Source organism: Stenotrophomonas sp. YJH_SMC_14-1 (assembly GCF_059372275.1).
Genome location: NZ_JCAFVK010000014.1, coordinates 1 through 25,188, shown reverse-complemented (window position 1 = coordinate 25,188; position 25,188 = coordinate 1). Strand labels below are relative to the sequence as shown.

Genomic DNA, 25,188 nt, shown 5'->3' with positions numbered 1-25,188 from the left:
CTGCGACAGCATCAGGATGCTGATAGGTAACTCTAAAGGATGAACATAGACAGCGAGCCGGATACCGGGATCCTTACCGCTGGTGAAAATATACAACTGACACCGAAACCCGAGGCAGCGCGGCTCAGTAGCTGTACGGGATACTTGGATGCTACTGCACTGACTGCCGTCGCGGTCTGACCAGGGGGCGAGGATACCTGGGAGAGCACGGCGTTCAGTTGAGTATGGGTACTGATTGCTTCCTGTTGAGTCCCTTGGCCCCACCAGTGTTCTCGTCCAGTGAGAGCTGCCGCACGCCACACAGGCCCGATGCGGATGTTATGGAACACACGCCGCACATGCGGCGTGTGCTACCGAACAATGGCGATCATGGAGGTAGCGTTCGAGAAGAACCAGCTCGGGTCCGACGCACGGGATGCTAGGGCAGACGGAGCAAACGTAGAGACCCGATGTGGATGGGGCTAGTTCTCCCATAGATGTGTCTTCTTGACCCGCCATACTCCTTCCTCTTTTCTCAAGAACACATCTGCGTTCTTTCCTGTCGGAGGGAATCCGATTTCCATGAAAGCAGCATCGTCATCAAAGTACAACTTCTCAATGGCAATGAATGGCGAAGTGCGATCATATGACGACGACTTTACGAACTGAAATCTCCCGCCGTTGGCTTCGCACAACGGCAATGAAGATGACGATTCATCGCCATCCCATAGAACGTTTATCCGTGAAGATCCCCATCCATCTCCTCCGTATGCAGAAAGCGCTGAATCCGAGGATGCCGCCTGGATGATTGCCACCGGATCATGACTACAGGGAGCACCTCTTTCACTAGATGACTTTGCGCATCCAAATAGGGTAAATGCAATTATCAAGCACAAGCCAACGCGAAAGAGGTTAGTGTGAAGCAGGCCTTCTGATCCCATAGACATACTCTTCATAGCTCCAACCCTCCTCGCCCTTGTACTGATTTTTGTTCCAGAAATACTCCGAGAAGTGAACCAACTCGTGCTCCAGTGTTCTTTCCAGCTTCTGCAGGAGTTCTGGGCTTCGGTCACCCGATTCGAAGCGGTCAAAATAGGTCTCATGAATAAATATCTCACCCGAGCCAGGCGCGTAACCACCATCGTCATGCCTCATGTATTTTGGCGTAATGACTGGCCCATCGCATTTCGATAGAAGCTGATCAAGATGCCCCTGTCCGATGTTTCCGTATCGCTGGAATCCATCATATTTGCGACTGGTCATTCGATCTTTCGTTCCATTCAAGAATTTCGTCGTCGCGGGGTACTTCTTGCTGACCCAGGAGTGATAGCGGAGAAGTCCTAATGGATCGACAAAGTCTAACGGATCATTTCCTGTGTACGCGTAGATTGAAGCTCCGCCTCTCAAACCGATCGGATCACTCTGCGAATACCGCCCACCGCCGGGTCGTACTCGCGCTGGTAGTTGTAGAACAACCCACTCGAATCCGTCGCCTGCTGGCCCGGGAATCGCAGCGCCAGCTCGAGCGCCACACCATCCCCATCCGGGTCGGCACTCGGAATCTGGTTGCCGAATACCTCGCTCTTGTTGCTCCACTCCCAGATCGCGACATTCCGTACCGGATCGATCACCACGCGCGGCGTGCCCAGATGATCTGGTTGGACGTAGGCAAGTTCCGGCACGCCGGTGCCCGGCACGTTGATCAGCGCCACCGGGTGGTTATCCAGCCAGATGGCCTGCTGTTGCGCCTGCCCCGTGGCCGAGTAGTTGCCCAGCCACTGCCCGGCCTCATCGTACAGCGTGATCTGAGCTGCGCCACCGGCTGGAGTACGCAGCACGCGCTCGCCGCGATGGTTGTAACCGTAGCTTTCCAGCACGGCATCGCCCTGCTTCACCGCGTTCATGCGGTTGGCATCGCTGTAGGTGAAGGTCTTGCTGCCGATGCTGGTGGTATTGCCCGCTGCGTCATGGGTGCGCGCTTCGCCATCCACCGCAGTCAGGCGATGGCTGGTTGCGGGGTAGGTGTAGCTGGCGGTGCCTGCCGAGGTGGTCAGCGAAGCGCGATTACCGGTGGCGTCATACGCGTAGGTTTCGATCGGCGTGCCAGTCGCGCCGTCCTGGGTCTGGGTCAGGCGGCCCAGCGTGTCGCAATCGCAATTGGCCCGCGGGACAGAGCATAGCGCAATGGCTTCAGACCAACGGAAGAGGATCAGCGCATAATCCAGATCACGATCAGGGGAATCAGCGATATGAGATACACAAGGAACGAGAACCAGAACACCAAGAGGAACAACTTGCGCACTCCTGATGCGCCGTTATGAACCCGCTTCCATCCGCAGATCGGATACTTGGTTAAGAAATGATCTCGCTCCAGGATCGCAGGCCTGCCAAGGGTGTCCCACAGTTCAGGGGAATTTCTCCTTAACTCCCAAACCAGAAAAATTCGCGAAACGAAAGCTATCAACAACGTTGCGATAGCGAGCATGCAAAGGGCTTCAAAAACTGATTCTAATGACATTCGCAGTCGCTCCAGGTAACTCCATTCCCCATGAATCTGCTTCGCCCAATCAGGTAGCTCGCCGAGGCATCCCAACCCCCCTGCCCCCCAATTCCAAATGAAGATACATCGCCAATCCTCAGGGTTGACAGAGAGCCCCCCCCACCGGCCGCTGCTCCCAACGAAAGAATGGAAGAAGCTCCGAGCAATTCGCTTGGATCGACATACATCAGGTTGCCTCCAGTGAGAGTGACATTAGAGACGGTGACGGAGATGGGAGATCCAGTGCCGACGCCAACCCCAGCAAAGCCGAGTTCGACGGACGCCTGACGTCCATTGAGACATTCGGACGTAAGGGTCAGTCTTGCACCACCCACACCACCTACAATCCCTACGCCAGTGCCCGCAAACGTCATGGTTCCAGTCCATGTCGCCAATCCGAGCGGGTCCGCTTTAGCCTGTGGAGTGAGATCCGCGTAACTGAAGGTTGAGATTCCCCCATCCAACCCAATTGGATCACTCTGCGAATACCGCCCCACCGCCGGGTCGTACTCGCGCTGGTAGTTGTAGAACAACCCACTCGAATCCGTCGCCTGCTGGCCGGGGAAGCGCAACGCCAGCTCGAACACCACACCATCGCCATCGGGATCGGCACTCGGAATCTGGTTGCCGAACACCTCGCTCCTGTTGTTCCACTCCCAGATCGCGACATCACTCACCGGATCAATCACCACGCGCGGTGTGCCCAGATGATCCGGCTGCACGTAGGCCAGTTCCGGCACGCCGGTATCCGGCACATTGATCAGCGCCACCGGGTAGTTGTCCAGCCAGATGGCCTGCTGCTGCGCCAGCCCCGTGGCCGAGTAGTTGCCCAGCCACTGCCCTGCTTCGTCGTACAAGGTGATCTGCGCTGCGCCGCCGGCCGGGGTACGCAGAACGCGTTCACCGCGGTGGTTGTAACCGTAGCTTTCCAGTACGGCATTGCCCTGCTTCACCGCGTTCATGCGGTTGGCATCGTTGTAGATGAACGTCTTGCCGCCGATGCTGGTGGTGTTGCCCACCGCGTCATGGTTGCGCGTTTCACCATCCACTGCAGTCAAGCGATGGCTGGTTGCTGAATAGGTGTAGCTGGCGGTGCCTGTCGAGGTGATCAGCGCGGTCCGATTGCCAGTGGCGTCATAGGCATAGGTCTCAATCGGTGTGCCAGTTGCGCCGTCCTGGGTCTGGGTCAAGCGGCCCAGAGCGTCGTAGGCGTACTTGGCCAGCACCGTCGAACCTGCGCCGTTCTTCAGCTCGGTGATCGACCCGACCGGGTCGTAGCCATAGCCCAGCGACAGGCCACCTGCGGCCGAGTCATGTACCGCCTGCGGGCGGTAATCCAGATCCAACGGACGCTGCAGCTGGCGGCCGTTGCCGTAGGTCCAGCCGGTCGCCGGGCCGAAGGCCGCACAGGTCACGTTGTTCACCACGATCTGCCGTACCTGGCCGGGGCGGGTCAGGCCGATCTGGCTGATGCAGCCTTGGGTATCGCGCACGTAGTCGGCCACGCTGCCGTCGGGGTAGGTCAACGCAGTCAGGCGACCCGACTTGCTGTAGGCATAGCGCAGTGTGCTGGCCACACCATTGACGGTCTGCACCTTGCGGGTGACCTGGCCGAAGCGGTCGTGGCAGTACTGGGTGCTGCCATTGGCGTGCAGCACCTGCCCCAGGCGCCCCTTGGCAAAGCGCTCGTCGGCGGTACACGCGGCAGGCGCCACGTCGTAGCTGTAGCCCACGTCCAGATTGGGGTCCGGGTAGGCGATGCCGATCAGGCGGTTGAGTGCATCGTAGTGATAGGTGGCGGTGATGCCGCGTGCATCGGTGGCCGTCTTGCGGTTGCCGGCGGCGTCCACGGTGAAGCTGCTGGCGCCACTGTCCGGGCTGACCTGCCCGGTCAGATCACCGAACCCGTTGTAGGCATAGGTCGTATGCAGGCCTTTCGGGTCGGTGACCTGGGTGACCTGGTCCAGCGCGTTGTACTGGCTGCGGATCTCCGCCGCCACGCCGCCGACATCCTGCAGGGTCTGCGCCAGGCGGTTGAGCGGGTCGTACTGCTGGCTGGTCACGCGCTGCAGTGCGTCGGTGATCGTCTGCGGGTTGCCGTTGGCATCGTAGGCAAAGCCGGTGGCGTGGTTGCCCGCATCCTTCAGCGCGGTCAGCTGGCCAAGCGTGTTGAACGTCCGCGCCAGGGTGCGACGCAGCGTGCCGCCAGTATCCAGCGTGTCTTCCTTGAGGCGGTTGCCGGCATTGTCCAGCGTGTAGTGGATGGTGTTGCCAGCGCTGTCGGCGATATCCGTCAGCCGCTGCGCGGCGTCGTAGACGTAGGTGACGCTGCTGCCGTCGGGCTCGGTGACCTGCTGCACTTGGCCGGTCGGCCAGTAGCTGATCTGGGTAGCCCGGTCCTCGGCGGTGGTGGCACCGCGCACGGTGATCGAGGTCGGCCAGCCGCGGGGATGGTAGGTGTAATCAGTTACCACGCCGTTGGCGTCCTTGACCGACAACGGCCGCCCGAACGCGTCGTAGGCCAAGGTCTCGACCGTCTGGCCCAGCGCATTGGTCACGCTGCGCAGGTCGCCCTTGCGATAGCTGCAGGCACCATTGGCCGCGCACCCCGCGTCATCCGCGGTGTAGTAGGCATAGGTGGAGACATCCGCCACATCACTACGCGGGCCATCCACGCTACGCAGCAGTCCCATCAGCGGGCACTCCGGGCCCTCTGCCTCACAGTAGGTCTGCGTGGTGACGCGGGTGTCACCGGTCACCATGTCGCGCACGGCGATGGTGGTCGGCTGGAGGCGTGCATTGCGCACGATGCGGATCTCACGGTTACCGACGGTCTGCTGCACCAGCCGATTGCTGTCCATGGCCACGCGCATTTCGCTGACGCGCTGGTCCGGAGTACCGGCCGCTTCGGTGGTGGTGGTCACGCTGATGGCGCCTGTGGCAGCATCGCTGGCCTCGGAATAGGCATACTGGGTGACAACGCCTCGGCGATCGGTCACCGACTGCAGCCGGCGCCGGAAATCGGTGCCCTCGGGCAGATAGGTGCGACTGATGCTGCCGTTGCTCTCGGTGACGCCGTTGACCTTGCGCGGAAGGCCGCTGGCGCCGCTGGCGGTCAATGCGTAGGTGCTCTGCTTGCCCAGTGCGTCGGTGACGATCGTGGTGCCTGCCAGGGTGTACTCCAGGCGCACGCCATCAATGCCCACGTCGGCCTGACTGCAATCGCCGGAATGGCGGCTGCAGGTGACCCGCCCCTTGGCGTCGTAGCCGTACCAGCTGTAACGCTGGTTGCCCTCGGCGGTAATGCCGGTCAGGTAGCCCGGGAAGCGGGCGTCCTCATAGTGATACGTGCGGCTGGCACCGTCTGCGTAGGTCGCACTGATCAATTCCCCGGCCGGGGAATAGGCGTAGCTCACCACGGGCTGGCCGGCGATCACCAGGGCCGAGATCAGCGAATCGTCACCCGGCGCGAGATACTGGACGTCCACGCGCCGGCCGGTTGAATGGGTGATGCTGAGCAGGCGGCCATGGCTGTCGCGTGCATAGGTTAGCGAGGTTCCGTCTTCGAAATCGCGGCGCTGCATAAGGCCGCCGGCATCGAACTGAATGCGCTCCTGAGCCCGCGACAACAACCATAGGCTCCCCTGTTGAGCCACGCGGTCCCCACTGCCATCCATTGCCTCATACACCGCTCCCACCTTCTTGAAGGCGAGCTGGCCACCCTCAGCGTCAATCAAACCCACCTGGACTTCCGAACTCGGCGGATAGCCCGTGTCATCAATGCCGAGCGTCAGGTGAATATTGTGCGAGTGCGTCCAACCTTGGCCAATGGCTCCGCCGCTGGTGCTGGTCAAGGAATGATACTGGCGATCGAAGCGGACCCACCCGAAATCAAGGTCCGCTTCCGGCTGAGACTTGTCGCCGGTGGTAGGGTCGCATGGATTACCGACTTTGCACTGCTGCGGCGGCAGCGGAGAAGTCCAGTAGGCCAGCAGCATTGCCATGTTTGGGTCGTCCTGCTGGATCAGGGCGCACATGCCCAGGTTATCGTCCCACATCATCATGGGGCGATTCATGCATTTTGCGGTTCTACTCCGAGATGCATTTTGCCAGAAGACCGTCTGCCTGCAGGAATTAATGCCCTCGAAATAAGTGTTCTTAGCGAATTTGTAGCGCTTGCTTTCGTTGATGACGCTACCGTCATCTCCCACTCCAAGCCCGCCAACCTCCTCCCAGGCCTCTTCAGTCATGACGGTGGCAGCGCACCGCGGATCGCTCGCATTCTTCGACAGGAACATGCTGCGGACGGCATCCTCCGTGGCGTACTTCTGATGGTTCTGCTCATACACCCAATCCGTGGTGACGATCTTCTCGGGCTTGACGCGATAGTCATAGATCGTCTTGTTAGGAAGGGCCCTCTGGCGCTTGACCTCCCAAACGAAAGGCTTATCGACCTCATACTCGGCGAAGAAGGCCCGTATGTCTTTCTGGACAGCCGCCTCCGTGGAACGGGGCTCTCCCATCGAGAAGTAGCTTTCCCATTTCTTCTCGATCTCCTGTGCCTGCACGCTGGACGTCGAGCACGCCAGCACGAACAGCGCAAGACTGATGAGCGAAGTGCCAGAGTTTGCCTTCAACATCCCTGTTCTCCTTCCTGGACGGACACAGCGCCGGCGGGAACGAGAACGTGGGCAGCAACCTCCTCACGTCATGCTTCGGATCGTCCCTGGTCCGGAATGCGGCGTGGCCGCATGGGGACGTTATCTCCGATGTGGTTTACACATTCAAGTCAAAAAACTGTGGAATGAGTCGAATTTCAGAACTTTCTGATGCGGGGGGGGGGCGTGTCGGAAATGCAGCCAAGCGTGGGCTCGGCTCTACAAGGCGAATGCCCCAGAAACAGAAACGCCGGGCATCGCCCGGCGTTTCCGTCACCGCATGGAAGGGGTAAATCTCAGTACTTCCCATCAAACGCAAAGATCGGCTTGCGCTGCTTCCACGCGCCAGCGGTGAAGTCCGGGAACTCCAGCGTCTGGAAGCTGTTGGCGATCGACTGCTCGCTCAGCGGGGTGATCGCGCTCCAGGTCACTGCGTCGTAGATGTCGATCGGCATCGGAGCCTTCGCCTTCAGCGCTTCAACAAAGGCATGGATGACGAACCAGTCCATGCCACCATGCCCTGCACTCGCGGCGGTGTCGGCATTCTGCTTCCACAGCGGGTGCTCGTACTCGTCCTGGTACTTCTTGAACTCTTCCCACTGGTGCGGCGGGCTGCGGCCTTCGATGTGGATCGAATGGTTCACATCCATCCACAGGCCCTTGGTGCCCTGCACGCGGAAGCCCATCGAGTACGGTCGCGGCAGTGAAGTATCGTGCTGCAGCAGGATGGTTTCGCCGTTCTCGCAGGCCAGCGTGGTGGTCACGATGTCACCCAGCTTGAACTTCACCTTGGTGCTGGGGTGGGTGGTGCCGCCGCTCTTGGCCACGGTGTATTCGTGCAGGCCGCGTGCCTTGGTCGCGAAGGCATTGATGTGGGTGAAGCGGTTGCCACGGTTGATGCCGGTGTACATCGCGCACGGGCCGATGCCGTGGCTGGGGTACAGTTCGCCATTGCGCTCCACCGAATGCTCGGTGCGCCAACGTGCTTCGCTCCAGCCCTTGGGACCGAATTCCACGCCGCTGTCGTAGGGCTGGTTCGGGTCGCCGGAATTGAACTTCACGCCGCGCAGGTCGTGCTGGTAACCGGCCTGCAGATGCACCAGCTCGCCGAACAGGCCCTGGCGCACCATCTGCAGCGCGGCCATCACGTCGCGGCGGTAACAGACGTTCTCCAGCAGCATGTACGGGGTGCCCGTGCTCAGCTGGGTCTTCAGCACGTCCCAGTGGTCCTGCAGGGTGATGCCGGCCACCACTTCGCAGCCCACCGCCACCCCGGCCTGCATGGCGGCAATCGCCATCGGTGCGTGGTATTCCCACGGCGTGGCGATGATCACGCCATCGATGCCCTTCTGTTCCAGCAGGCGCTTCCAGGCGTTGGTATCGCGGTCCTGGCCGTAGGTCTTCGGGGCCGGCTTGCCGGCCTTGGCCACCATGTCCATGGCACGGCCGAGCATGATCGGTTCGATGTCGCACAGCGCGACCACCTCGACGTCGTCGCGGCGCACCAGCTCCTTCAGCAGCACCAAGCCACGCATGCCGGTACCGATCATGGCCAGGCGCACCTTGCGCCCGCGCGCCCATGCCGGGGTCTGCGGCAGCAGGCTGCTGGCGGCGACAGCGGCACTGGCCGCGATGAATTCCCTACGCTTCATGGCAAACATCTCTCCTCTTGGCAGCGAGCCGGCCGTAGCCGGCCCGCCGGGTCACGCAAACGGGATTACTTGAAACGGTAGCCGATGGTCACACTGTAACCACGGCCGAAGATGGTTGCGTAGTCACTGGAGTCACCCAGGAAGCTGTTCGGATCGTAGAACGGCAGGCGGTTGAACAGGTTCTTGACGGTGAAGCTCAGGTTCCACGCATCATCCGGGCGCCAGGTGACGCTCATGTTGGCGGTCCACCACGACGGCGCACCATCACACTTGCTCTTCTGCAGGGCCAGGTAGCCGCCGGTGCAGGTTTCCTTGTTGTTGCTTACCTCATCGACCTGGTCGGTCGCCCACTTGGTGCCGCCCACGTAGTTGACGAACATGCTGGTGGTCACCTGCTTGTAGGTCCAGTCGGCATTGAGCGTGGCACGCAGGCGCGGGTTGTTGTAGTAGCCGACCACGTCGCCGTAGTACCAGCCGTTCTCGGCGTCCATGTAGAAGCGGTTGCGGTTGGCGATGGTGGCCGCCAGGCCGATGTTCAGGTTGCCCCAGTCGCCCAGCGAGAAGCGGCTGCGCGCATCGATGTCGAAGCCGTCGATCAGCGTCTTGCCGCGGTTCTTGTACTGGCCCACCACGCTGGCCACGTTGCCGGCGGAGTAGCCCGGCAGGTTCGCCGGGCAGCTCACACCGCTGGCCGGATCGGCGCACATCGCCGCCAACTGCGCCAGGTTGGCGCGGTCACTGTCGGTGATCGGCGAGCGCGACATCGAGATGATGTCTTCCATGCGGCGATAGTCCGGCGCGACGATTTCATTGTTGCGGTAGATGAACCAGTAGTCGGCCGACACCGACAGCCAGCTCGCCGGCTCGTAGACGAAGCCGAGGGTGGCGATCTTCGCCTTCTCCGGCTTCAGATCCTTGTTCGGCTGGGTCATGCGCGCGACGGTACGGCTGCAATCGACGTTCAGCAGGGTCTTGCCCAGATCGACGTCACCCGGCCGCTGCGACTTCAGCAGCAGGTTGGCGATGGCATTGGTCTCGTTGCAGCGCAGTTCGTCACGGAAGCCGCCCAGCTGGGCGAACACGCCGCCATTGCCGGACTCGGCCAGGCTCGGTGCGCGGAAGCCAGTGGAGTAGGTACCGCGCAGCATCAGCTGGTCGAACGCCTGGTACTTGAAGCCGATCTTCGGCGCGATGTTGGCGCTGAAGTTCGGATACTTGTCCACGCGCACCGCGGCATCCAGCTCCAGCTTGTCGGTGATCGGCGCCACGGTCTCGGCGAACAGCGCGTAGGTGTTGCGCTTGCCGTCGAACCACGAGCCGCCCTGCTGGGTGATCAGGCCGTTGGCCGCATCGGCGTTGCCCGGGGTGTAGAAGGTTTCGCGGCTGGCGTTGAAGCCGAATGCGGCGCGCATCTCGCCGGCCGGCAGCTGGAACAGCGGGCCTTCGATCTTGCCGTCCAGGGTGTGCAGGCGGGTCCACGACTGGATGTCGAAGGTCGGGAACGCTTCACGGATCAGCGCGGCGTTGGCTTCGCTGATCTCGCCGAACTTGTACGCCGGATGATCGGAGATGATCACCCGACCGGTGCCCGGATCGATCGTGTACGGGCCGAACGCCTTTTCGAAGCCCTTGGTGTTGACGTTGATCGTCTGGTAGGTGGTGGAGTGGGTACCAGCGCTGGCGAAGGCGGTTTCCCAGTTCCAGTCACCCACATTGCCACGTGCGCCGGCCAGCACCCGGTAGCTCTTGTCAGTGTTGCGCTGGCCAAAGTAGTTCGGGCCGGCATCCTGCAGCAGGTAGTTCAGGCCGACCACCCCGCCCATCATCGCCTTCAACTGCGGACTGGCATGGTTGTATTCGTTGTTGGGGCCCAGGAACGGGTACAGGAACTGGTTGACGGTGTTGCCGGTATTGCGCGAGAACCAGCTGGTTGGGTTGCCGGTGGTGGTGCCGTAGGTGCGCGGCGTGCCACCGTTGGCGCGCAGGTCGATGTCGGTGTAGGTCGCCTCGGCGAAGATCTCGGTGCTGTCGCCCACCAGGAACGTGCCGTTGAGGTAGGCGGTGTTGCGCTCGGACTTGGCGCCGGCATCGATCTCGTTGTTCATCCAGGTTTCCCAGACGCAACGCGGACCGGCCGCTTCACTGGTCAGCACGTTCCTGCAGCCCGGTGCAGCTTCCTGCACGCGGCGGCCGGTGACCGGATCGAAGGCGAAGTAGCTGCCCGGGTTGAATTCGCCCGGCTTGCTGCCCACCCCGAGGCGCAGGTTGTTGAGGTAGTTCGGATTGTTGACGTAGTACTGGTCGGGCCGCTTGTCGTAGAAATCGCTCAGCGGGATCGCGTCGCGGCGGTACATGTTCACCGCGCCGTAGATGTTGAAGCGGTTCTCGGCCAGGTCACCGAAGCCGGCGGTGATGCTGGCCTGGCGTTCACCGTAGGAGTCGATGCGCGAAGAGGTGTCGTTGGTGAAGCTGACCTCGGCCCCCTGGAAGTTGCGCTTGGTGATCACGTTGATCACGCCGGCCACCGCGTCGGTGCCGTACACCGCCGAGGCGCCGTCGGTCAGCACTTCCATGCGCTCGATGGCCGCGGCCGGAATCGCATCGATGTTGACGAACTGGGTCTGGAAGCCGGCCGGTGCACCGTAGTACGACAGGCGGCGACCGTTCAGCAGCACCAGCGTGCCCTGGGCACCGAGGCCACGCAGATTGGCCTGCGAGGCACCATCGGAACCGGTGAACAGCGAACGCGCGTCCTGCTGCGCCGGGCGGGCGGCCGGCAGGTTGTCGAGCACCTGCAGCAGCGTGCGCGCACCCATGTTCTGGATGTCCTGCTTGCTGATCACCTGCACCGGCGAGGCTGTTTCCACGTCGGTGCGGCGGATGTTGGAACCGGTGACCTCGATGCGGGCCAGGTCGGTGGCCTTGTCCTTGCTCTCCTGGGCGAAGGCAGGAACGGCGACCGACAGCAGCACGCCGGCGATGGCCAGCGACAGCGGAGCGATCGAACGACAGGGGGGGCGGTGGTGGCGGGCGGGCAACATCGGGGTTCTCTCCTGGCAGGGGTGCAGCGCAATAAGTGAGCGCGTGGGCGTTCGGCGGGCAAAACGCTCCCGGGCCACGGCCACGAGGGCCGTAGTCGGAATGGGCGGGGGGAGGAGCGGTGTTACGAGGGGGTCATGGGGCGACGATGCTGGCGGAGTCGCCCTCCTGGCCGATCAGTACGGCATTGGCCCAGTTGGCGCAGACCTGGGCGGGTTGACTGCCCTGCGCACCCAGCGTGCGCAGGCTCAGGGTGGAAAGGCCTCGGATGTCCAGCTCCGGCTTGACCACGCCGGGTGCCTTCACCAGGCCGCTGTCATACAACAGGCGGTTGTCACCCCAGACCTGGAACTGCAGGCCACCGGCGGTGCGGCAGGCGTCGTCGATGCCGAGGTCGGCACGCAGCAGGTGCCAGCCGCCCTGCAGGCGCAGGTCGATGCGGCTGTTGGCGCCGACGCCCAGGCCACGGCGGAACTGCAGGCCGTTCATGCGCATGCCGGCGTCGCCACGGAAGGACTGGTCGGTGCGCACCTGGCTGGCCAGCGCGGCCGGCACCGGCAGCTCGGAGAGATAGCGCTGCCGGGCCGGTCGCTCCGGTTCCTGGTGTTCGAGGATGTGGAAGGTGGACAGGGCGATCGGGCCGACGTCGCGTGGCTGCAGTGCATCGAATGCGCGGGCGCTGCCCTGTGCGGCGGTGACCATCGGGTCGGTGCTGCTGGCGCCGTCGCCTTCGGGGTTCTGCACGCTCAGCACGCGGAAGCGCAGCAGGCGCCCGGCATGGGCCGGGAACGCGATGCGCTGCACGCCCTCCTTCAACTGCAGGCGGCCACGTGCGATCGGCTCGCCCCACTCGCCATTGCTGTCGCCCAGGTACACCTCGTAGTCGCGCACCTGGCCGTGCTTCCAGTTCTTGTCGTTGCGCGGCGCGATGTCGATACCGTCGATCATCCTGCGCTCACCGAAGCCGATCACCCACTCATGCGCACCGGTGCGTACGGCCTGGTTGCGCACACTGCGGAACCAGGTGGCCGGATCGTCATCGAAGGCATTTTCCAGCGCATGGCCAGGCTCTTCGGCCGGGCGGTTGACCACCAGCAGGCTGTCGGCCGGCAGTTCGCGGCCCAGCACCGGCGCAGCCGGATAGGCATCGTCGGCGGCCGCAGCGGCCACCGCGAAGTCCAGCTGCAGCTGCAGCGGCTGGCGGATGTCCTGGTTAGCGGTACGCACGTGCAGCGTGCCACGGCGCTCCTTGGCATCGAAGTACCAGCCTTCAGCCGCACCGTTGAACGCCGCCGCATCGGCCAGCGCCGGCAACGCGCGGCCACCGGCCTGCACCGCACGCGGCGCCTGGCGGCTGAGCACGCGCAGGCCATAACGGCGCTGCGCCAGCTGGCCGTTGTACTGCCCCTGCACCGGATCGATCTGCACCTGCACCGGGCCACTGCCCTGCAACGGCGCCTGCACTCGGATCTGCTGCGTGCTCGACTCACCCTGCTGGTAGCGGCGCGTGTTGCCATCGTCTTCGTACAGCGTGTACTGCGACTCGCCCTGCGGGTACAGGTCGAACGTCACTTCATCCAGCGGCTTCTCGCCGTCGAACAGCATCGACGGGTACATCGGCAGGATCGCACCGGCACGCACGAATACCGGCAGCGTGGCCAGGTCCACCTGGCGGTCGAGCTGGCGGCCGTCGGCGCCGGCCTGCACGCGGCGGCCATCCCAGTAGTCGATCCAGCCTCCGGCCGGCAGGTGGATGTCGCGCCGCCAGCCACGGCTGGCGGCCTGGCTGCGGTACACCGGCGCCACCAGCAGGTCGCGGCCGAGCAGGAACTGGTACTTGTAGCTCTCATCCTGCGCATGCGGGTCGCGCGGGTTGTCCCACATCAGGCCACGCACCGGCGGCGCACCGGTCTGCGCGGCGTCGTGCACCAGCCCGTACATGTACGGGGTCAGGCGCATCTTCAACTTCAGGTAATCGCGGTTGATGCTGCGGTAGGGTTCGTCGTACCACCACGGATGCTTGCGTGCGTTCGACGACCAGCCACTCATGCCCATCAGTACCGGGGTGAACGCCTTCCACTGCAGGTCGCGGGTGAAGGTCTCGGCGCTGCCGCCGAAGATCGCATCCACATCGCCGCTGGCGTAGGCCATGCCGGACAGGCCGGAGCCGACCAGGGTCGGCACGTGCCAGCGGATGTAGTCCCAGCTGCTGCTCTGGTCGCCGGTCCAGGCCACGGCGTAGCGCTGGATGCCGGCCCAGCCCATCACTGTCCACAGGAACGGGCGCGAATCGGAATTGTCGAGGATGCCGTTGAACGCCTGACGGTTGGCGTCCATCGCGAACTGGTAGCCCTTGCCGGTCCAGGCCACGTCCAGCTTCTGCACGCGGCTGCCGGCCTTGCCCACTTCCCAGGCGATCTTGTCGACGCCGTTCTCGGTCCACAGACCGGTGCGGAAGCCGTACTTGGCCAAGCCCTGCACGGTTTCCGGCAGCTTCTTGTAACCGCAGCCGTAGCCATCGTTGGGCAGGATCCAGCCACCGGGCATGTCGTGGGCGCGGTACTGCTTGGCCACCGAGTCGATCACATCCGGCGTGGTGCCGGTCGGGCCGTCACTCCAGCCTTCGGGCACGGTGCCGGGCTTCTTGGCATTGTCACCGTCGTTGTAGCAATCGGCATCGCCGTAGGACAGCGCCCAGCGCGCGACCATGTTCGGGCGGCCGGTCAGCTGGGTGTAGCGCTCGATCAGTTTAGGCAGGTCGGCGCCGACGAAGTAATAGGCATCGAAGCGGTCTTCGCGGTGCATCAGCGTGGCCTGGTCGGCCTCGCGCAGATCGTAGCTGCCATCGCTCCAGGTGTTGCGCAGCATGCCCCAGCCACGGCTGCTCAGCAGCATCGGTGCAGGGCTGGGGCGGTCGCCCTCTTCCCAGCCGCCGGAGTAGGACACGTCCAGCTCGCGGCCCTTGAACTGGTAACGGCCGTTCTGCTGGCCGCCACCGAAGTAGCCCTCATCGGCCTGCGAGGACAGCACCTGCACGCTCTGCGTGGCATCCAGGTCCAGCGGCTGCAGTTCCTGCCACAGCGCGGTGGGCTGGCCGTTGTCCAGGCGTTCCAGGCGCATGCGCAGCGGCTGCCGCTGTACATGCAGGACCAGTGCATCGGTGCGCACGCGGATTTCCTGTGCGTCTTCTTCCAGCTGCGCCTTCACGTTCGCCTTGGGCTGCGGCAGCACGATCGGTGCGGCCTTGTCGCCGGCACCGGTCAGCGTGCCGTTGCGGCCGGCCTGCACGCGGATGATGTCGGTGGCCGGCAGTTCGATGCGGATGCGCGCGCCCTTGTCGGTCTGCAGGTCCCAGCCCTGCACGCCGTCGCCGCTGGCGCTGGCGGCAACCGAACGCAGGTTGCCGACCGGCTCGGCCTGGGCCGGCATGGACGCCAGCATCAATGCCGGCAACAGGGCCAGCATCAGCGGCGAGCGACGAACGCAGTTTTCCACGCGGACTCCCAACCCGTTCACCGGGCGTTTCGAAAGCGATTGGGCCGACTCTAGGGCAGCGATTCGAAAGATGTCAACAAATTGAAAGGAAAAAGGAAGATATATTCCATTGAAACGAAAGTTGCTGCGCCGCAATACTTTGTGTAATCGCTTGCAGACGCCTGTTAAGCATTGTGCGATACGGCATCCGGCGGATTCTTGCGTTTTCCGACGTGCTCTGGGCGGAGCGAAGTCGGCGTCACATTTTCTTTCTTTTTACTTTCGCTATTTGACATTTCGAAAGAAAACGCAGATGGTGCGCTGGCCCAACTGGAACCTCCGAATGGACGTCACCCTGCTTTCCGATGTGTCCGCCTGGCAGCGCCTTGGCGGAGCCGATACCGCTACCGAAATCGCCCAGCAGCCTGCGCTGTGGGAAGCCCTTGCACAGGACCTGTCGCGTGCCCGCGACCGCCTGCAGGCCTTCCTCGGCGACAGCCTCAACGATCCCAACCAGCGCGTGCTGTTCACCGGCGCCGGCAGCTCCGGCTTCATCGCCGAAATGGTGGCCGACGCGATCAACGCGCAGTGGCCAGCCGATGTGCGCGTGGTGCACACCACCAGCCTGCTGACCCACCCGGCGCTGTACCTGCAGCGCGACCGCCCGACCCTGCTGGTCTCGTTCGGCCGCAGCGGTTCCAGCCCGGAAAGCGTGGCGGCGGTTGACCGCGTGCGCAGCGACGTGGATGACGCGCGCTTCCTCGACATCACCTGCAACGCCGATGGCGAACTGGCCCGCCGTGGGGCCGGCCGTGCCGATACCTGCACCCTGCTGATGCCGTCGGCCAGCTGCGACCGCGCCTTCGCCATGACCAGCAGCCTGACCTGCATGCTGTTGGCCGCGCTGACCGTGTTCGATCGTTCGCCGTGGGATGCGCGCGTGGCGCGCCTGAAGCAGATCGCCGCGCTGGCCCGCGAAGGCCAGGCGCAGTGGGACGCACCGGTGGCGGCGCTGGCGCAGCGCCCGTTCAACCGCATCATCTACCTCGGCAGCGGCCCGCTGGAAGCGCTGGCACGCGAGTGCGCGCTGAAGGTGCTGGAACTGACCGCTGGCCGCGTGCTGGCGCTGGCCAACACCCCGCTGGGCTTCCGTCATGGGCCGAAGTCGACGCTGGATGGCAACACCCTGGTGGTGGTGCTGCGCAGCGTGCAGCCGCTGGCGCGCCGCTACGAACAGGACCTGCTGGAAGAACTGCGCCGCGACGGCGTGGCCGGCCAGGTGCTGGCGATCGGCCCGCATTCGGACATCGGCGCCGATGACGAATACACCCTCACCGTGCCGGCACTGGACGACCCGTGGCTGGCGCCGGTGTGGCTGGGCTTCGCGCAGCTGTTCGCGCTGCAGCGCTCGGCCGCGCTTGGCCTGACCCCGGACAACCCGTTCCCGGACGGCACCGTCAACCGCGTCGTCAAGGGCGTCACCATCCACCATGGCTGAGCTGATCGCCCACGCCTGCTACGGCATCGACATCGGCGGCACCAAGATCGAGCTGGTGGCGTGCGATGCGGCGATGCAGGTCACCTGGCGCCGCCGCGTGGCCACCCCACAGGGTGACTACGACGGCTTCCTGCAGGCGGTGGTGGCGCTGGTGGCCGAGGCGGACGCCGCCCTCGGCCGCAGCGATGCGGCCATCGGCATCGCCCTGCCCGGCGTGCGTGACCGCCGCAGCGGCCGCCAGCTCAGCGCGAACGTGCCTGCACTGACCGGCCAATGCGTGGCGCAGGATCTGCAGGCACGCCTGCAGCGCCCGCTCCACTTCGGCAACGATCTGCAGTGCTTTGCCCTGTCTGAAGCGCACGGCGGCGCGGCTGACGGCTACCCCAGCATGTTCGGCGCCATCCTCGGCACTGGTGCCGGCGGCGGCTTCTGCCTGCACGGCCGGCTGCTGTCCGGCTTCAACGGCCTGGCCGGCGAATGGGGCCACTGGAGCGTGCCCGGCCACCTGCTGCAGCGCCACGGCCTGCCGCTGCTGGACTGCGGCTGCGGCCTGCAGGGCTGCGTGGAGCGCTATGTGTCCGGCAGCGGTGTGGCGATGATCGAGCGCCACCTCGGTGGCAGCGCCGCCGACGCCAGCGCCGTGATCGCCCTGGCCGAAGCCGGCGATGCACGTGCGCGCAAGGCGTTGGACATCCACCGCGATCTGCTTGGCCACAGCCTGGCCGCGCTGGTGCTGGCGCTGGACCCGCACGTGATCGTGCTCGGCGGTGGTCTCTCGCAGTACGCGCTGCTGTACCAGCAGCTGCCGTCGGCCATCGCTGCCCATCTGTTCAACGGCGTGCAGGTACCGCCGATCGTGCCGCCGCGCTTCGGCGATGCCGGTGGCGCACGTGGTGCCGCCCTGCTCGCCTGCCAACCCTCGTTTTCCTGATGTCCGGAGCCTGACCATGTCCCCGTTGCAGACCCTGCTTGCCTCCCACCGCGCCGGTGCCAACGTCGGCCTGTACAGCGTCTGCTGCAGCAACGAGCAGGTGCTGCGCGCGGCCATGCACGTGGCGCTGGCACACGGCACCGTGCTGCTGGTCGAGGCCACCTCCAACCAGGTCGACCAGTTCGGCGGCTATACCGGCATGACTCCGCCGCAGTACCGCGACTACGTCGCTACCCTGGCCGATGAGGAAGGCTTCCCGCGCGAACGGCTGATCCTCGGCGGTGACCATCTTGGCCCGAATGCCTGGCAGAAGCGCCCGGCTGCCGAAGCGATGACCCACGCGCGCGTGCTGATCGAAGCCTACGTCGCCGCCGGTTTCCACAAGATCCATCTCGACTGCAGCATGTCCTGCGCCGATGACCCGGTGCCGCTGCCCGATGCCATCGTTGCCGCACGCTCGGCCGAGCTGGCCGAGATCGCCGAACGCACCGCCGCCGAACACGGCCTGCCGCCGCCGGTCTACGTGATCGGTACCGAGGTGCCGATTCCCGGTGGAGAAGCCTCGCTTGCCGAGGGCCTGCAGGTGACCACGCCGGCCGCCGCCGCGCAGACCCTGGCCATCCACCAGCAGGCGTTCGACACGCCGCAGCTGCGTGATGCGTGGCAGCGCGTGATCGCGATGGTGGTGCAGCCGGGCGTCGACTTCGACCACAGCAGCGTGCACGAGTACGACCCGGCCGCTGCCAGCACGCTGGCCGACTTCCTGGAACAGCAGCCACGCATCGTCTTCGAGGCGCACTCCACCGACTACCAGCGCGAAAGCGGCCTGCACGCGCTGGTGCGCGACCACTTCGCCATCCTCAAGGTCGGCCCGGCGGCGACCTTCGCCTACCGCGAAGCGCTGTTCGCGCTGGCCGCGATCGAGGCCGAACTGCTGCCGGCCGCACAATGCTCGCGCCTGCCGCAGGTGCTGGACGAGGTGATGGTGGCGCAGCCGAAGTACTGGCAGTCCTACTACCAGGGCGATGAGGCAGCGCTGCGCCTGCTGCGCAGTTACTCCTTCAGCGACCGCTGCCGCTACTACTGGGGCGAGCCGGCGCTGGTACAGGCGGTGCAGACCCTGTTCGCCAACCTGGAACAGCACGCGCCGCCGCTGGTGCTGCTCAGCCAGTACCTGCCGGAGCAGTACCGCGCCGTGCGCGAAGGCGCCCTGGCCAACACCCCCACCGCACTGGTGCAGCACCGTATCGGCCTGTGCCTGGGTGAGTACGCCCGTGCCTGCAGCGCCAACCAGGCCGGAACCCGCACTCACCACGCAGGTTCGGCTGCCGCCGTTGCTTCGAACGGATAATCTCTACCTTTCCCCGCGACACCGAGAATGGCCATGCGCAACACCCGCTCCCGCCGGCAACAGATCCTGCAGCTGCTGATCGAGCACGGCTCGGTGCAGGTGGCCGATCTGGTCGAGCGCTTCGGCGTGTCGGCGGTGACCATCCGTGCCGACCTGACCCATTTCGAATCGCAGGGCCTGGCCAACCGTACCCACGGTGGCGCCACGCTGGTGCGCACGCCGCCGCAGGAACAGGACATCCACGAAAAGGACGCACTGAACCTGCCGCTGAAGGAATCGATCGGCGCGTGTGCCGCGCGCCTGGTACGGCCTGGTGACAACATCATCATCGACTCCGGCTCGACCACGATGACCCTGGCCCGCCACCTGCGCACGCAGCGCGACGTGACGGTGATGACCAACGGGCTGAACATCGCCTGGGAACTGGCCAACGCGGCCGGCATCAACGTGCTGCTGACCGGCGGCCTGCTGCGCCAGCAGTCGCTGTCGCTGCAGGGCAGCCAGGCCGAAGCCAGCCTCAACTCCTACAGCTTCGACACGCTGTTTCTGGGCGTGGATGGCCTGGACCTGCAGTTCGGGTTGACCACCCATGACGAAGCCGAAGCCCGCCTCAACCATCGCATGGTCGAGCGTGCGCGCCGTATCGTGGTGCTGACCGACGCCTCCAAGTTCGGGCGCGTCAGCCTGCACCGCATCGCCCTGCTGGATCAGATCCACACCATCATCACCGATGCCGGCATCGACGACGCAACCCGCGAGGGACTGCAGCGGCTGGGCATCGAGGTGATCATCGCCGAGCCCACCGCATGAGCGACACCCGTTCCCTGCATGGCCGCATCCTCACCCCGCTGGGTTGGCGGCGTGGCCACGTCCACTTCGATTCCCACGTGCGCCAGCTGCAGGTGGACGACCACAGCGGCGCTGACGATCTGCAGCTGCCGGTGATCCTGCCCGGCTTCATCGACCTGCATGTGCACGGCGCTGCAGGGGTGGACCTGATGCAGGGCGGCGACGTGGCGCGCACCATCGCCCGCACCCATCTGCGCTTCGGTACCACCACGCTGCTGGCGACCACCATGACCGCCGGCCTGGATGAGATCGAGCACGCGCTGCACGGCGTGGCCGCCACCATGGCCGCACCCGATGCAGACGCCGCCAGCATCGTCGGCGTACATCTGGAAGGGCCGTTCATCAGCCCGCAGCGGCTGGGCGCGCAGCCCAACCGCACCATCGAGGCGACGCTGGCGCTGGTACAGCGGCTGCACGCGCTGGCGCCGATCCGTGTGATGACGCTGGCGCCGGAGATCGGCGAGCACACCGCGCTGATTCCCGCGCTTTCGGCAATGGGCATCCGCGTGCAGCTCGGCCACAGCGCCGGTACCTACGAAGAAGGTGTTGCTGCGCTGCAGGCCGGTGCCTCCGGCTTCACCCATCTGTTCAACGGCATGACCGGCGTCGATCACTATCGCCCGGGCATCGCGGCGGCGGCACTCGCGCATGCGCAGTACGCCGAAATCATTCCCGACCTGCAGCACATCCATCCCGGCGTGATCCGCCTCGCCGCGCGTGCGATCCCGCGCCTGTACGCAGTGACCGACGCGACTGCCGCCACCGGCATGCCCGACGGCGAGTACGCACTGGGCGAGCAGCGCGTGCACAAGTGCGGCGGCTGCGTGCGTCTGGCTACCGGTTCACTGGCCGGCAGCGCGCTGACCATGGACCAGGCGCTGCGCAACCTGGTGCAGGTGGGCCTGGAGCTGGCCGATGCCTCGCAACGTGTCTCCACCTTCCCGGCCGACTACCTGGGCCTGGGCGATCGCGGCCGCATCGCGCCCGACGCCCGCGCCGACCTGGTGGTGCTGGGCGCCGAACTGCGCCTGCAGCAGGTGGTGGTGGGTGGGCGCGTGGTCGATTTGAACGCAACACCAGCCTGACGCACCGCGCCTTTGTAGAGTCGAGCCATGCTCGACTGCTCTGCCGCGCCATGCGCGGTCAGTCGAGCACGGCTCGACTCTACAGAAAGCAATCCGCACCGAAACACCTCCTGGGATATGCCGATGACTGCACGCACCGCTCCGCGCTGGCCCGTACGCTACCTGCTCTTCATCGGCGGCCTGGGTGGCCTGCTGTACGGCATCGACATCGGCATCATCGCCGGCGCCCTGCCCTATCTTGAAGCAACTGCCAGCCACGCCTGGCAGCTCAGCAGCCAGCAGCTCGGCTTCGTGGTGGCAGCGGTACTGCTGGGCAGCGTGCTGTCCTCGCTGTTCGCCGGCATGGTTGCCGACCTGATCGGCCGTCGCGGCGCGATGCTGCTGGCCGGCCTGTTGTTCACTGCCTCGATTCCGATCATGGCACTGGCTTCCGGCTACACGCCGCTGCTGCTGGGGCGCCTGCTGCAGGGCATCAGTGGCGGTTTGATCGGCGTAGTAATTCCACTGTACCTGGCCGAAGTGCTCAGCCCCGAGCGACGCGGGCGCGGCGCGGCCATGTTCCAGCTGCTGCTGACCGTTGGCCTGGTGCTGGCAGCCCTGATCGGCCTCTATCACGCCCACGCAGTGGATGCTGCCGCCGAAGCCGTGCGTTCCTTGCCGGTCGCACAGCAGGCACAGGAACTGTTCACGGTGAAGGACCACGCCTGGCGCACCATCTTCTGGACCTGCCTGGCGCCGGGCCTGCTGTTCTGCGCCGGCATCTTCTGGCTGTCCGAATCGCCACGCTGGCTGGTGCGCCGCGGCCGCATCGATGAAGCCCGCCGCAGCCTCCAGCGCGTCCTTCCCGCCGCAGACGTCGAGCCCACGCTGGCCCAGATCCAGGCGCCGGAATCGAGCAGCAGCGACGGCAAGCGCGATCCGCTGCTCAGCCGCCGCTACGTGGTGCCGTTCCTGCTCGCCTGCGTGGTGTTGGCCTGCACCCAGGCCACCGGCATCAACTCGGTGCTGGCCTACGCGGTGAACATCCTCAACCAGGCCGGCCTGTCCGGTTCAGTGGCCAACGGCGCCGACGTGGCGATCAAGCTGCTCAATGCGGTGATGACCGTGGTCGCGTTGCTGCTGGTCGACCGCAAGGGCCGCAAGTTCCTGCTGATGCTCGGCAGTGGTGGCATCTGCGTGGCGCTGCTGGCCGCGGCCACGCTGTTCTTCCAGGCCGAGCGCGGCCGTGCCGATGTGCAGCCGCAGCTGCAGGCGGCGGTCAGCGGCGACGGCCTGCAGCTGGTGCTGGATGATGCGCAGTGGCAGCGCCTGGGCGCGGGGATCGACCGCGAAGGGCGGCCGATGCAGCTGACCGTCTCCTATGCCTACGGTGATTTCACCAACGTGCGCGCCCTGCGCAGCGACAACCTGACCGATCGCGAGCTGCGCATCGAGCGCGCCGGCACTGTGCAGCCCGACAGTGTGATTGGTGCGTTCTTCCGCAAGCTGCATCTGAACCCGTTCGCCGACCCGGCCAGTGCCGGGCAGGCGCCGCTGCGCATCGAACAGGCGCGCATCGGCCCGGTGCCGCCACCGGCACACGGCTGGGCCGTGGCCGCCTGCATACTGGTGTTCGTCGCGTTCTTCGCGGTCGGCCCCGGCGTGTGCGTGTGGCTGGCACTGTCGGAGCTGATGCCGAACCGCATCCGTTCCAATGGCATGAGCATCGCGCTGCTGATCAACCAGTTCGTGTCGACCACCATCGCCGCCATCTTCCTGCCCACGGTGGGCCACTACGGCTACGCCAGCATGTTCGTGTTCTGGGCGGCGTGCACCTTCGTGTTCTTCCTGGTAGCCGCGTTCTGGCTGCCGGAGACCAAGGGCAAGTCACTGGAGGAGATCGAGGCACGGTTCGCCCGGTAGCGGTCGACCTTGGTCGACCTCCGCGCGTAGCGCGGTGGTGTTGGCGCGCCCGTTACTGACCGGTGATGTGCTTCGCCAACGCCTGTGCCTCGGCAATGCTCGGCAGCCCGCTCAACATCATCGATTCACCGAACGGGCCTTTCACCGTCGCCACCATCAGCACGCGACCATCCACGCTGATCGCCGCTCGTTGCCCCACCAGCGCCGCCGTGCCATCGTGGATGCGTTGGCGTGCTTCTGGCCGATACCGGATCTGCAGGCCGGGCTCCTGGCCCGCGTCCAGCACATAGCGCACATCGGCGATATCTGCACTGTCGGCAATCGGCGGCTCGCGCAGCGCCAGGGTCTCGCCCTGCCACTGCGCTTGCGTGCCCTTGCCATCCGCATCGACCGCGCTCAGGCGCACGTCCACACCGGGGCGCGGTGCATGGCGCTCGACTGTCTGCACTGCGGGCGTGGCGCCCGGCATGCAGCCGGCCAGGGTCAAGGCCACGCCCACCAACAGCGGAAGCGCCGTTCTCACTTCAGCTTCCGCAGCTTGAATGCCACCAGCACCTGCAGCAGGCCGTACAGCAGGCTGCCGATACCGATCCACAGCGTGGTGACCGCCACGCCGGCATACGGGTTGGCCGCAAACAACAGGCCCAGCACCACGGCCAGCACGCCGCTGAGGATCAGCAACCATTCGCCCTGGATCTGCTTGCGCACGCGGATCGCGAACACGATGCGATAGATGCCGGCCACCAGCAGCCACGCCGCCAAGAACAGCACCAGCACGCTGGCGGTGGCCAGCGGATTGATCACCGCCAGGATACCGAAGCCCAGCGAGGCGAGGGCGTACAGCGCCAGCCAGCCGCGGGACGCGCCGCTGCCGCCATTGATCAATGCGAACAGGCTGATGACGCCCTCGATGATGGCCATCACGCCCAGCGTCCAGGCCAATGCCACGGCCGCCGACAAGGGCCAGCCGATGGCGATGATGCCGAAGCCGAGAGCGACCAGGCCATACAGCAGGAGGATCCACCAGCTACGGCCGATTGCCGACAACAGGGGAGACAAGGGGGAATTCATGGCCACTCCTTCGATCCGGAACCGGGTTCATCGTAGCCCGTTGTGATGAAGAGGGAGATGACGGTGGTTCTGGACGGGTTCGTCTTGGATCGACGCCCCAATGGACATGAGCGTCAAGCACCGCGACTGTTAGATCAAGGCCTGCTTCGACTCTCATTTGGACTCCGCAACCACCCGGCCGGCGGCAGTATGAGTACCGGTGGCGGTGCTGTCATTTTCTTCGCACTGCCCAGGCCGGCCAAGTTCTGCGATGCAAGTCTGCTCTGCGGGTTGTCCCGGCTGTGTCCTGCACCACCACATTCACCGCATGACCCCGGGGATGGATTGATAAGGCCCTCCGAATCAGCGATATGCACGGCCCACATTCCAATATCAAGACAAGCCGGGACGCCATCCAACCAGTACGCCAAGGGCGCTTCAGGTGAAGCGCCGGCTTATCTGCTACTTGAACTAATCAAACGTAGCCGCCTGCTTCTTCCAGGCCAGCAAACATGTGCATCATGCCGTCCTCAATGCTGGAAGTATCCCTCCTCAGCACAACATCCCTTGCACGATCACAAAAAACGAACGTCAGCCTTGCACCGACCCTATCTCCGTCCGTCTTAAGAATGAAGTATGAACCATCTCCCTTGACGCGCGCATTCATGACATCGAAAAAATCAGATAGATAACGCCTATCAATGGGCACACCAACTCGCTCCGAGAAATCGATAGCCAATGAATTCTTATCTTTCACTCGCGCTCCCTTGACAGCCCTTACCACTTATTTAATTAACTTTAGTTCACCGAACCAAACTCTGCCAACAACCTCCCACAACACTCCACTCCATGGGTCGTCAACAGCGCTCTGGTGGTGCCAGGCTTGGCTGGTAACAGAGCTGAAGGCATCCACGCCTGGCGACAAAGCTCAGATGTTGCCCCCCCCACTCCAGCGCTCGCTGCCGCACAAAAACGTGCCGTCAGCCTGGGTCTGCTTGCTGGCGTAATCGTCGGTGTCCTGCTCGCTGATGATGGACAGATTGCCGCCGATGCTGGCCACCACCTTGTCGCCGCTCAGCTGGGCACCCTGCAGCGTGGTGTCCTTGCCACTGATGACGGTCAGGTTGCGGTCGGCGTCCACCACGGTTTCAACATGCGTGGTGCCGTTGCCGCTGCCCTTG

Annotated in this window: 15 protein-coding genes and 2 pseudogenes; 6 read left to right on the top strand and 11 right to left on the bottom strand. The window is 64.7% G+C overall.

Going from position 1 to position 25,188, the window contains the following annotated elements:
- Positions 1-891: 891 nt before the first annotated feature.
- From AC5P9P_RS19715 to AC5P9P_RS19685, 7 genes and pseudogenes are all read right to left on the bottom strand, one after another.
- Positions 892-1,278, bottom strand: a pseudogene (locus tag AC5P9P_RS19715) (hypothetical protein); the annotation flags it as partial.
- 36 nt (positions 1,279-1,314) lie between these two features.
- Positions 1,315-2,126, bottom strand: a pseudogene (locus tag AC5P9P_RS19710) (RHS repeat-associated core domain-containing protein); the annotation flags it as partial.
- Positions 2,127-2,188: 62 nt separating this feature from the next.
- Positions 2,189-2,464 (bottom strand): hypothetical protein, encoded by a 276-nt coding sequence (locus AC5P9P_RS19705; RefSeq protein ID WP_049418016.1) that lies wholly within the window; start codon positions 2,462-2,464, stop codon positions 2,189-2,191.
- 23 nt (positions 2,465-2,487) lie between these two features.
- A complete protein-coding gene (locus AC5P9P_RS19700) occupies positions 2,488-7,158 on the bottom strand; it encodes an RHS repeat-associated core domain-containing protein (RefSeq protein WP_258391709.1) in 4,671 nt (1,556 codons plus the stop codon).
- A gap of 314 nt (positions 7,159-7,472) precedes the next feature.
- A complete protein-coding gene (locus AC5P9P_RS19695; protein ID WP_005411496.1) occupies positions 7,473-8,828 on the bottom strand; it encodes a Gfo/Idh/MocA family protein in 1,356 nt (451 codons plus the stop codon).
- A gap of 65 nt (positions 8,829-8,893) precedes the next feature.
- Positions 8,894-11,869, bottom strand: a complete 2,976-nt coding sequence (locus AC5P9P_RS19690; RefSeq protein WP_495233045.1) for a TonB-dependent receptor — start codon at positions 11,867-11,869, stop codon at positions 8,894-8,896.
- Between the two features lie 133 nt (positions 11,870-12,002).
- Entirely contained in the window at positions 12,003-15,362 is a 3,360-nt protein-coding gene (locus AC5P9P_RS19685) for a TIM-barrel domain-containing protein (RefSeq protein ID WP_111188364.1), read from the bottom strand.
- 322 nt (positions 15,363-15,684) lie between these two features.
- Here AC5P9P_RS19685 and AC5P9P_RS19680 point away from each other — a divergent pair, with 322 nt between their 5' ends.
- The 6 genes from AC5P9P_RS19680 (at position 15,685) to AC5P9P_RS19655 (ending at position 22,957) form a co-directional block, all read left to right on the top strand.
- The gene (locus AC5P9P_RS19680; protein WP_005411499.1) at positions 15,685-16,839 is read left to right on the top strand and encodes an SIS domain-containing protein; all 1,155 of its coding nucleotides are present in this window, start codon (positions 15,685-15,687) and stop codon (positions 16,837-16,839) included.
- Positions 16,832-17,770, top strand: a complete 939-nt coding sequence (locus tag AC5P9P_RS19675) for an ROK family protein (RefSeq protein ID WP_049404393.1) — start codon at positions 16,832-16,834, stop codon at positions 17,768-17,770. Before AC5P9P_RS19680 ends, AC5P9P_RS19675 begins: the two co-directional genes overlap by 8 nt.
- Positions 17,771-17,786: 16 nt before the next feature.
- Positions 17,787-19,121 carry a D-tagatose-bisphosphate aldolase, class II, non-catalytic subunit gene (locus tag AC5P9P_RS19670; protein ID WP_495233044.1) on the top strand — a complete coding sequence of 445 codons (1,335 nt, stop codon included), beginning with the start codon at positions 17,787-17,789 and terminating at the stop codon, positions 19,119-19,121.
- A 33-nt stretch (positions 19,122-19,154) separates the two neighbouring features.
- Positions 19,155-19,931, top strand: coding sequence for a DeoR family transcriptional regulator (locus AC5P9P_RS19665; protein WP_005414783.1), 777 nt, complete (start codon positions 19,155-19,157; stop codon positions 19,929-19,931).
- Positions 19,928-21,055, top strand: a complete 1,128-nt coding sequence (gene nagA / locus AC5P9P_RS19660) for an N-acetylglucosamine-6-phosphate deacetylase (RefSeq protein ID WP_353949778.1) — start codon at positions 19,928-19,930, stop codon at positions 21,053-21,055. Before AC5P9P_RS19665 ends, nagA begins: the two co-directional genes overlap by 4 nt.
- A 123-nt stretch (positions 21,056-21,178) precedes the next feature.
- Positions 21,179-22,957, top strand: coding sequence for an MFS transporter (locus tag AC5P9P_RS19655; protein ID WP_495233043.1), 1,779 nt, complete (start codon positions 21,179-21,181; stop codon positions 22,955-22,957).
- 52 nt (positions 22,958-23,009) lie between these two features.
- On the opposite strand, the gene AC5P9P_RS19650 is transcribed toward AC5P9P_RS19655, so the two are convergent.
- The 4 genes from AC5P9P_RS19650 to AC5P9P_RS19635 form a co-directional block, all read right to left on the bottom strand.
- Entirely contained in the window at positions 23,010-23,480 is a 471-nt protein-coding gene (locus AC5P9P_RS19650; RefSeq protein WP_111108654.1) for a SecDF P1 head subdomain-containing protein, read from the bottom strand.
- Positions 23,477-24,028, bottom strand: a complete 552-nt coding sequence (locus tag AC5P9P_RS19645; protein ID WP_049433548.1) for an HdeD family acid-resistance protein — start codon at positions 24,026-24,028, stop codon at positions 23,477-23,479. The genes AC5P9P_RS19650 and AC5P9P_RS19645 overlap by 4 nt, the downstream gene beginning before the upstream one ends.
- A 454-nt stretch (positions 24,029-24,482) precedes the next feature.
- A complete protein-coding gene (locus AC5P9P_RS19640) occupies positions 24,483-24,764 on the bottom strand; it encodes a hypothetical protein (protein WP_146257007.1) in 282 nt (93 codons plus the stop codon).
- Positions 24,765-24,935: 171 nt separating this feature from the next.
- Positions 24,936-25,188, bottom strand: a 253-nt coding sequence (locus tag AC5P9P_RS19635) for a hemagglutinin repeat-containing protein (RefSeq protein ID WP_495233042.1), incomplete at its 5' end; no start/stop codon positions are given.

Bases quoted from the DNA above. Each gene is read 5' to 3' on its own strand.
- AC5P9P_RS19705 (WP_049418016.1), bottom strand. From the start codon at position 2,464: ATGCTCGCTATCGCAACGTTGTTGATAGCTTTCGTTTCGCGAATTTTT.
- AC5P9P_RS19700 (WP_258391709.1), bottom strand. From the start codon at position 7,158: ATGTTGAAGGCAAACTCTGGCACTTCGCTCATCAGTCTTGCGCTGTTC.
- AC5P9P_RS19695 (WP_005411496.1), bottom strand. From the start codon at position 8,828: ATGAAGCGTAGGGAATTCATCGCGGCCAGTGCCGCTGTCGCCGCCAGC.
- AC5P9P_RS19690 (WP_495233045.1), bottom strand. From the start codon at position 11,869: ATGTTGCCCGCCCGCCACCACCGCCCCCCCTGTCGTTCGATCGCTCCG.
- AC5P9P_RS19680 (WP_005411499.1), top strand. From the start codon at position 15,685: ATGGACGTCACCCTGCTTTCCGATGTGTCCGCCTGGCAGCGCCTTGGC.
- AC5P9P_RS19675 (WP_049404393.1), top strand. From the start codon at position 16,832: ATGGCTGAGCTGATCGCCCACGCCTGCTACGGCATCGACATCGGCGGC.
- AC5P9P_RS19670 (WP_495233044.1), top strand. From the start codon at position 17,787: ATGTCCCCGTTGCAGACCCTGCTTGCCTCCCACCGCGCCGGTGCCAAC.
- AC5P9P_RS19665 (WP_005414783.1), top strand. From the start codon at position 19,155: ATGCGCAACACCCGCTCCCGCCGGCAACAGATCCTGCAGCTGCTGATC.
- nagA (WP_353949778.1), top strand. From the start codon at position 19,928: ATGAGCGACACCCGTTCCCTGCATGGCCGCATCCTCACCCCGCTGGGT.
- AC5P9P_RS19655 (WP_495233043.1), top strand. From the start codon at position 21,179: ATGACTGCACGCACCGCTCCGCGCTGGCCCGTACGCTACCTGCTCTTC.
- AC5P9P_RS19645 (WP_049433548.1), bottom strand. From the start codon at position 24,028: ATGAATTCCCCCTTGTCTCCCCTGTTGTCGGCAATCGGCCGTAGCTGG.